Source organism: Roseicyclus sp. (assembly GCF_052168335.1).
Lineage (GTDB): Bacteria > Pseudomonadota > Alphaproteobacteria > Rhodobacterales > Rhodobacteraceae > Roseibacterium.
Window position 1 is genome coordinate 1 of sequence record NZ_JBQLZP010000425.1, and the last position, 8039, is coordinate 8039.

The 8039-nt window shown below is 71.0% G+C and carries 10 protein-coding genes; 8 read left to right on the forward strand and 2 right to left on the reverse strand.

Going from position 1 to position 8039, the window contains the following annotated elements; translation table 11 throughout:
- Nucleotides 1–242 precede the first annotated feature (242 nt).
- From ACTS11_RS12960 to ACTS11_RS12980, 5 genes are all read left to right on the forward strand, one after another.
- The gene (locus ACTS11_RS12960; protein ID WP_442640726.1) at nucleotides 243–620 is read left to right on the forward strand and encodes a helix-turn-helix domain-containing protein; all 378 of its coding nucleotides are present in this window, start codon (nucleotides 243–245) and stop codon (nucleotides 618–620) included.
- A 92-nt stretch (nucleotides 621–712) separates the two neighbouring features.
- Nucleotides 713–1561, forward strand: coding sequence for a histidinol-phosphatase (gene hisN, locus ACTS11_RS12965; protein WP_442640727.1), 849 nt, complete (start codon nucleotides 713–715; stop codon nucleotides 1559–1561).
- A complete protein-coding gene (locus ACTS11_RS12970) occupies nucleotides 1558–2901 on the forward strand; it encodes an 8-oxoguanine deaminase (protein WP_442640728.1) in 1344 nt (447 codons plus the stop codon). Before hisN ends, ACTS11_RS12970 begins: the two co-directional genes overlap by 4 nt.
- Before the next feature lie 205 nt (nucleotides 2902–3106).
- Nucleotides 3107–3571, forward strand: a complete 465-nt coding sequence (locus ACTS11_RS12975) for a CAP domain-containing protein (RefSeq protein WP_442640729.1) — start codon at nucleotides 3107–3109, stop codon at nucleotides 3569–3571.
- A gap of 60 nt (nucleotides 3572–3631) precedes the next feature.
- The gene (locus ACTS11_RS12980; protein ID WP_442640730.1) at nucleotides 3632–3838 is read left to right on the forward strand and encodes a hypothetical protein; all 207 of its coding nucleotides are present in this window, start codon (nucleotides 3632–3634) and stop codon (nucleotides 3836–3838) included.
- 63 nt (nucleotides 3839–3901) lie between these two features.
- On the opposite strand, the gene ilvC is transcribed toward ACTS11_RS12980, so the two are convergent.
- Nucleotides 3902–4924 (reverse strand): ketol-acid reductoisomerase, encoded by a 1023-nt coding sequence (gene ilvC / locus ACTS11_RS12985; protein ID WP_442640731.1) that lies wholly within the window; start codon nucleotides 4922–4924, stop codon nucleotides 3902–3904.
- Between the two features lie 136 nt (nucleotides 4925–5060).
- Here ilvC and ACTS11_RS12990 point away from each other — a divergent pair, with 136 nt between their 5' ends.
- Genes ACTS11_RS12990 through ACTS11_RS13000 form a run of 3 tightly spaced genes read left to right on the forward strand, consistent with a single transcriptional unit; the run spans nucleotide 5061 to nucleotide 6834 of the window.
- A complete protein-coding gene (locus ACTS11_RS12990; protein WP_442640732.1) occupies nucleotides 5061–5516 on the forward strand; it encodes an Lrp/AsnC family transcriptional regulator in 456 nt (151 codons plus the stop codon).
- Nucleotides 5517–5523: 7 nt separating this feature from the next.
- Nucleotides 5524–5985 (forward strand): Lrp/AsnC family transcriptional regulator, encoded by a 462-nt coding sequence (locus ACTS11_RS12995; RefSeq protein WP_442640733.1) that lies wholly within the window; start codon nucleotides 5524–5526, stop codon nucleotides 5983–5985.
- A 48-nt stretch (nucleotides 5986–6033) separates the two neighbouring features.
- Complete coding sequence (locus ACTS11_RS13000; RefSeq protein ID WP_442640734.1) at nucleotides 6034–6834, forward strand: hypothetical protein; 801 nt, start codon at nucleotides 6034–6036, stop codon at nucleotides 6832–6834.
- A gap of 1 nt (nucleotide 6835) precedes the next feature.
- Here the strand turns inward: ACTS11_RS13000 and ACTS11_RS13005 are convergent, their stop codons facing one another.
- The gene (locus ACTS11_RS13005) at nucleotides 6836–8032 is read right to left on the reverse strand and encodes a UbiH/UbiF family hydroxylase (protein WP_442640735.1); all 1197 of its coding nucleotides are present in this window, start codon (nucleotides 8030–8032) and stop codon (nucleotides 6836–6838) included.
- Nucleotides 8033–8039: the final 7 nt, after the last annotated feature.

Sequence of the window (8039 nt, forward strand, 5' to 3'; positions counted from 1 at the left end):
AGTGCGACACAGCTCCGAGTTGCGCCACACGCCGAAGGCGAGTATGATTGATAATTGCGCACGTTAAGAGTTCACCGGACGACCGCGTCGACGGAAGACTTCCACTTGGGGTTGATCCCGCTTCGCGCCGTCCTAGTTCCACTGCTGTCGCATGGGTTGAGCGCCACTCGCCGAAGGCAACGCGAGGTCGCGCGACGGCACAGGTCGACCTGATAACGTTGGCTATGTTCGAGGAGGGCCTTTTGAAACACCCCGTGGACGTTCACGTCGGCAAGCGCGTGCGGCACCGCCGCTGGATGGTCGGCATGACCCAGCAGCAACTGGCCGAGAAGGTCGGCATCAAGTTCCAGCAGATCCAGAAGTACGAGACCGGCATGAACCGCGTCAGCGCTTCCCGGCTCTGGGACATCTCCGAAGCGCTTTCGGTGCCGGTGAGCTACTTCTTCGAGGGCATGGAGCAATCGGCCGAGGCCGAGGCGAAACCCGAGACCGCGCTGCCCGGCGACATCCTCGCCGACAAGGAGGCGCTGGAGCTGATCCGCTCCTACTACGCCATCCCCGAGAACCAGCGCCGCCGCCTCTTCGAGCTGGCGCGCGTCCTGTCGGAGGCCGCCGCCTGAGGCCGGCCTCCGCTTGACCCCGGGCGGGGGTCATGCGACCTCGGCGGAAGCCGCTTCCAGACCGGCGGCGACCGCAGATCGAGGGTTCTCCGATGTCATCCGCTGCCCCGCCCGGGACCTGTCGCCTCCCCGATCGCGAGATCCCCGGCGTGCTGGCCACGGCACACGCGCTTGCCGAGGCCGCGCGGCGCGAGACGCTCGCCCATTTCCGCAGGACCGGCCTCGAGACCCTGGACAAGGGTGTCCGGACCAATGGCGGCGCGCGCTTCGATCCGGTGACCGAGGCCGACCGGGCGGCCGAGGCCGCGATGCGCGCAATCCTCGCCGACCGGCGGCCGCGCGACGCGGTGCTCGGCGAGGAGGAGGAGGACCGGAGCGGCGACAGCGGGCTGACCTGGGTTCTCGACCCGATCGACGGGACGCGCGGCTTCATCGCGGGCACGCCGACCTGGGGCGTCCTCATCGCGCTCTGCGATGCGGAGGGGCCGCTCTACGGGATCATCGACCAACCATACATCGGTGAACGGTTCGAGGGCGGGCTCGGACGCGCGCGGCTGACCGGGCCGCGGGGCGCGCGCGCCCTCGCCACCGTTCCGGCCCCGCGGCTGTCGGAGGCGACGCTCTTCACCACCTTCCCGGAGGTCGGCACGGCCGCGGAGCGCGCGGGCTTCGAGGCGGTGCGCGACGCGGTGAAGCTGACGCGCTACGGCATGGACTGCTACGCCTACGCGCTCCTGGCGGCGGGGCATGTGGACCTCGTGATCGAGGCGGGGCTCCACCCCTACGACGTCTGCGCCCCCATCGCCGTCATCGAGGCCGCGGGCGGCGTCGTCACCGACTGGCGGGGCGGGCCGGCCCATGCCGGCGGGCGCGTCCTCGCCGCGGCGGGGCCGGAACTCCATGCCGAGGCGCTGGCGCTCCTCCGGGGCGTGGCGGGGTGAGCGCCGTCCTGATCCGGGGCGCCGCGCGGATCGTCACCATGGACGACGCCGGGACCGAGCTGTCCGATGCCGACATCCTGATCGAGGGCGGCCGGATCCGCGGGATCGGTCAAGGGCTTGCGCCAGAGGCGGAGGTGATCGACGCGACCGGATGCCTCGTGACGCCCGGCCTCGTGAACACGCATCACCACCTCTTCCAGACGCTGACGCGCGCGGTTCCCGGCGCGCAGGACGCGGCCCTTTTTGGCTGGCTGAAGACGCTCTACCCGATCTGGGCCCGCTTCACGCCCGAGCACATGCATGTCTCGGCGCTGTCCGGTCTCGCCGAGCTCGCGCTCTCGGGCTGCACGATGACGTCGGACCACCTCTATCTCTATCCGAACGGCGCGCGGCTCGACGACACGATCGCGGCGGCGGGCGAGATCGGGCTGCGCTTCCACGCCACGCGCGGGGCCATGTCGATCGGGCAGTCGAGGGGCGGTCTGCCGCCCGACAGCCTCGTCGAGGACGAGCGCGCGATCCTCGAGGACTGCATCCGCGTCATCGACGCCTTCCACGACCCCCGGCCGCAGGCGATGGTCCGCGTGGGCGTCGCGCCCTGTTCGCCCTTCTCGGTCAGCCGGGACCTGATGCGCGACGCGGCGCTGCTGGCGCGCGACAAGGGCGTCATGCTCCACACCCACCTCGCCGAGAACGACGAGGACGTGGCCTATTCGCTCGAGACGTTCGGCTGCCGGCCCGGGCAATACGCCGAGGATCTGGGCTGGACGGGGGCCGATGTCTGGCACGCCCACTGCGTGAAGCTCGACCCGCAGGAGATTGATCTCTTTGCCAGAACCCGCACGGGTGTCGCGCATTGCCCCTGCTCGAACTGCCGCCTCGCCTCCGGCATCGCACCAGTCGCCGCGATGCTGCGCGCGGGCGTGCCTCTCGGGCTCGGCGTCGACGGGTCGGCCTCGAACGACAGCGGCAACCTCGTGGCCGAGGCGCGGCAGGCGATGCTCCTCCAGCGGGTGGCGCAGGGGGCGGGCGCGTTCTCTGCGCGCGATGCGCTGCGCCTCGCCACGCGCGGCGGGGCCGAGGTGCTGGGCCGGGGCGGCGAACTGGGGCGGATCGCGCCGGGATACCGCGCGGACCTCGCCATCTGGGACATGCGCGGGGTCGAAGCGGCGGGCTCCTGGGACGCGGCGGCGCTTCTCCTCGCGGGGCCGAGCCGGGTGCGTGACCTCCTGGTGGAGGGGCGGCGCGTGGTGGACGACGGCAGGCTCGTCACGACCGACCTCGACGCCGTCCTGACGCGTCAGCGGAGGCTCGCCGAAGCGCTTGCGGCTGGGGAATGATGTCGAAAAGCCGATCACTCCACGTCTGTTATACTCGAAATCAGCGACATCTTTATCCTTTTACCGTATTCTCCCAGAATTATCCACAGCCTCGCCTGCACCGACCGATCGCCCGATCCGCCCGCCCAAGAAGGCGACCCTTGCCGTCGCGGCCCGGCTCGCGCATCCTGTGCGTGAGGCAGACACCCGGGCAAGGAGCATCGAAATGCGCCGCTTCCTGATCCTTTCTCTCGCCGCCGCAGCGCTCGCGGCCTGCACGCCCGCGCCGGGGACCGAGCGCGTCTCGGCCGGAGAAACGGTCGACATCGCGTCGGCCGGGGCGCAGCTGTCCTTCCAGCGCGCGCAGAACGGCATCGTCCGGCCGCTCGGCTACAGTCCCGCGCTCCAGGCGGCGGCCCAGGCGCATGCCGAATACCTCAGCCGCACCGGCAACTTCAGCCATGCCGGCCCCGGCGGCTCGACGCCGCGCACGCGGGCCGAGCGCGCGGGCTACCGCTCCTGCCTCACGGCCGAGAACATCGCCCGCGGCCAGCCCGACATCCGCAGCGTGATCGCCACCTGGATGGGCAGCCCCGGCCATCGCGAGAACATCCTGAACGCACAGGTCACGCAATACGGGTTCGCGCAGGCCGGGTCGGTCTGGGTGCTGGTCCTCGCGCGGCCCTGCTGACCGGAACCCTGTCGCCGCGGCTGCGTTCGTCACCCGAACCGAAAGGGAAAGGACGACGCAATGGATACGTGGATCTTTCTGGCCGCGCTCTTCCTGATCACCATGATCGCATGGCTCGCCTGGGCGACGGTGAGCAAGCGGCGGACGGAACGGAAGCTGCACGACCCCGACGCGCCGAAGTCGAGCCTCGCCAAGGACGGGCCGGGGCCGAACCCGGCGACGGCACCGCGGCGCGAGGGCGTGACCCCGCAGGGCCGGCGGAGCTGAGGACATTCGGCAACGAAAAGGGGGCGGCGCCCGGCGCCGCCCCTTGTCCGATGGAAATTCGTGTCAGTTCTTGGACTTGTCGACCATGCGGCCGGCCGTGATCCAGGGCATCATGCCGCGCAGCGTCTCGCCGACCTTCTCGATCTGGTGGGCGTCGTTGTTGCGGCGGATGGCCTTGAACGAGGGCTGGCCGACGGCGCATTCCGCCATCCAGTCGCGCACGAAGCGGCCCTGCTGGATGTCGTCGAGCACCGCCTTCATCCGCGCCTTGGTCTCGTCGTAGGGCAGGATGCGCGGCCCCGAGACGTACTCGCCATACTCGGCCGTGTTCGAGATCGAGTAGTTCATGTTGGCGATGCCGCCCTCGTAGATCAGGTCCACGATCAGCTTCACCTCGTGAAGGCACTCGAAATAGGCCATCTCGGGGGCGTAGCCGGCCTCGACCAGCGTCTCGAAGCCCATGCGGATCAGTTCGACCAGGCCGCCGCAGAGCACCGCCTGCTCGCCGAAGAGGTCGGTCTCGCACTCTTCCTTGAAGTTGGTCTCGATGATGCCCGAGCGCCCGCCGCCGATGGCCGAGCAATAGCTGAGCCCGATCTCGAGCGCGCGGCCGGTCGCGTCGTTGTGGACCGCCACGAGGCAGGGCACGCCGCCGCCCTTGACGTATTCGCCGCGCACCGTGTGGCCGGGGCCCTTCGGCGCCATCATGATGACGTCGACGCCGGGCTTGGGCTCGATCAGGCCGAAATGGACGTTGAGGCCGTGGGCGAAGGCGATGGCCGATCCCTCGCGCAGGTTGTCGTGGACGTACTTGCGGTAGGTGTCGGCCTGCAGCTCGTCGGGCATGGTGAACATGATGAGGTCGCACCAGGCCGCCGCTTCCGCGATGCCCATGACCTGCAGGCCCTCGCCCTCGGCCTTCTTCGCGCTGGGCGAGCCGGGCCGCAGCGCCACGACGACGTTCTTCGCGCCCGAATCGCGCAGGTTCAGCGCATGGGCATGGCCCTGGGAGCCGTAGCCCAGGATCGCCACCTTCTTGTCCTTGATCAGGTTCACGTCGCAGTCGCGATCGTAGTAGACACGCATCTTCCGTCTCCTCGTGCGGGGGTCCTTCGACGCGCGACCATGGCGGAAATCGCCGGTGGATACCGCAATCGAATTGCAGGAATCTGGCCCATAAGCTAGAAAATCATGCATCACTCCGGCAAATCTGCGCCTTCCCATGCTCGACGACCGCGATCGCCGCATCCTCCGCCACCTCCAGGCGGACCCCGCGCAGCCCATGGCGGCGCTGGCCGAGGCGGTGCGGCTGCCGCTCGCCACCTGCTACGCCCGGCTCGAGCGATTGCAGGCGCAGGGTGTGCTCCGCGGCCAGCGGATGGAGATCGACTGGGCGGCCCTCGGCTACGTGGTCACGGTCTCGCTCCGGATCACGCTCGACAAGACGAACCCGCGCGCCTTCGACGAGTTCATCGCCGCCGCCCGCGAGATCCCGGAGGTCACGGAGATCCAGACCTTCCTCGGGCGGGTGGACACGCGCCTCGCCGTCATCGCCCGCTCCATGGCGCATTACCAGGAGGTCTACCGCGACCGCATCCTGACCTTGCCGCACATCGCCGACATAGAGGCGCTGATGCACGTCGCCGCGATCAAGAACCAGCAGACGCTGCCGCTGTGAGGGCCCCGTGAGCATCGACCTCGACCGGACGGACCGCGCGATCCTCGCCGCGCTCGCCGAGGACGCGACGCTGAAGGCGAGCGAACTCGGCCGCCGCGTGGGCCTCAGCCAGTCGGCGGCCTGGCGTCGGGTGCGGCGGCTGACGGAGGCGGGGGTGCTGGGCGCGCGCCGCCTCGACCTCGACCTCGAGGCGCTGGGCTTCGGCGTCACCGTCTTTCTCGGTGTGAAGCTCGGGCTCAAGGGCCGCGTCAGTCTCGAGGATTTCGAGCGCGCGGTCGCGGCGATTCCCGAGGTGCAGACGGTCGAGCATGTCCTCGGCCTCTACGACTACCGCCTGCGCGTCGTGGCGCGCGACCTGCCCGATTTCGAACGCATCCTGAGGCGCCGGATCATGACCCTGCCGGGCGTCGGCGGTGTCGAGGCGAACGTACTTTTGTCCGAAGAAAGGCGGCCCGGCCCCATCGGGTAAGCAATTCCGCCATACCCCTGCCCAACTGGTCTGGTGAATCTCCGGGCCATGACGCACGAGCACGACCACCCCCTCCGCAGGACCACGCGAGTCGGTTTCTCCGACCCGTTCCACCGCCTCGTCGAGGACGCCTACCGCCACCTCGAACGGCCCGCGCCGCGCCATGTGCCCGGCTGCGGCTGCGCGCTGTGCGCCGACCGGGCGCGGGCGCGGATGCTGGCGGGGCGCGCGGCGCGCGACTGGACGCACGACGACGTGTCGGCCTGGCTCGAACGGGCGGCGGGCGTCGCGCGGGATGGCGCGGGCCGGGGCGGCGCCGCCGTCGTATCGCGCACCGACCGGGCCGTCTTCCGCTTCCTCCTGCCGCGCGTGATCGAGATCCTGGCCTCGGGCGCAGCCGCCTCGCAGGACGGCACCCTTGCCCGCGCCTTCGCGCTCTTCGCGCCGCTCGGGCCGGACGGATGGTCCGCGCGCGACTGGGCGCTCCTGGAACGTTTCGCGGGCCTTCTCGTCGACCGCGCCGTGCATGACCCGGACTGGCCGCATGACGTGATCGCGACGCTGCATCTGCTGTCCGCGGGGGGCTGGCCGCTCGGCGCGCTCCTGCGGCAGGCGCTGTCCGATCCCGACCTTCCGGCGGCGCTCGCGCGCCTCTGGGGCCGGACCGGGCGGACGGACGCGCTCTTCCCCGGAACCTGGCCCGTGGGCGCGGTCAAGGCGCTCTGCGATGCCTTCGTGACGCCGCTCATGGCCGAGCGGCTGATGAACTACGCGATGGCGGAGGGCACCTCGGGCGAGGAGACCGACCGCGCCATGCGCACCGCCGACCTGATCCTCCGCGCGATCTGAATCAGCCCCGCGCGCCGAGCCCCGTCTGCATCAGCACCCGCCGCACGGGCGCCACGCGGTAGATCGCGTCGAGCGCGCGCATCCGCATGTCCCGAAGCCCCTGCGCCTCGACCATCGAGGCGCGGTTGAGCGCGTCGATGCCCGTGACGCGGGCCAGCACCTCGGCATGGCGGGCGCGGGCGTAGCGCTGGAGGAGCGGGCGCGCGCCCGGATCGTCGCGATGCGCGACCGCAAGGTCGAGGAGCGTGTGGAGATCCGCGAGGCTCATGTTCAGCCCCTGCGCGCCGATGGGCGGCACGACATGCGCGGCCTCGGCGATGAGCGCGGTGCGCTCGGCCTCCATCCGGTCGGCGACCTGGCTGATGATCGGCCACACCGTGCGCTGCGACACCAGCCGGAGCGGCCCGAAAAGGTGGGCCGAGCGCGCCGTCATCTCCGCCTCGAAGTCGGGAATGGCGAGCGACATCAGCCGCTTGATCTCGGGCCCCCGCTCCATCCACACGATGGCGGAGGAGGGGCGGGCGACGCCGTCCTCGCCGGTCCAGTCCGGCAGCGGCACCAGCGTGAAGGGCCCGCCCGAGCGGTGGATCTCGGTCGAGACGTTGTCGTGCGGGATCGGGTGGGTGACGGCGAAGGCCAGCGCCTTCTGCCCGTAGCGGAGCGTCCTGACCCCGATGCCCGCCGCCTCCCGCACCGGCGAGTGCCGCCCGTCCGCGCCCACGATCAGCTTCGCACGCAGGCGCGTGCCGTCCGAGAGCGTCACGCGCGCCTCCTCGGCCCGGGTCAGGACGTGCGCGGTGCCGGTGCCGGGGCGGAACTCGGCCAGCGGCAGGGTGGCGAGGTGCGCCACCATCTCGCGCCGGAGAAGCCAGTTCGGAAGGTTCCAGCCGAAGGGCTTGTCCGAGATGTCGGCCGCGTCGAAATCGTGCGCGACGCGCGGCTCGGGCGCCGGGCCGCCCGCGTCCACGATGCGCATGACCTGGAGCGGCATCGCATGCGGCGCGAGCCGGTCCCAGAGGCCGATGCGTTCGAGGAAGGCCTGCGAGGGCTGGAGGAACGCGGTGGTGCGCAGGTCCGCCCCCTTGGCCTCGCGGTCCATCACCGGCGGGGCGGGATCGGCGCAGAGCGTGCGGAAGCCCGCGTCGGCGAAGGCGATGGCGGCCGTCAGCCCGGGGGCGCCGCCGCCGGAGACGAAGATGGCGGGG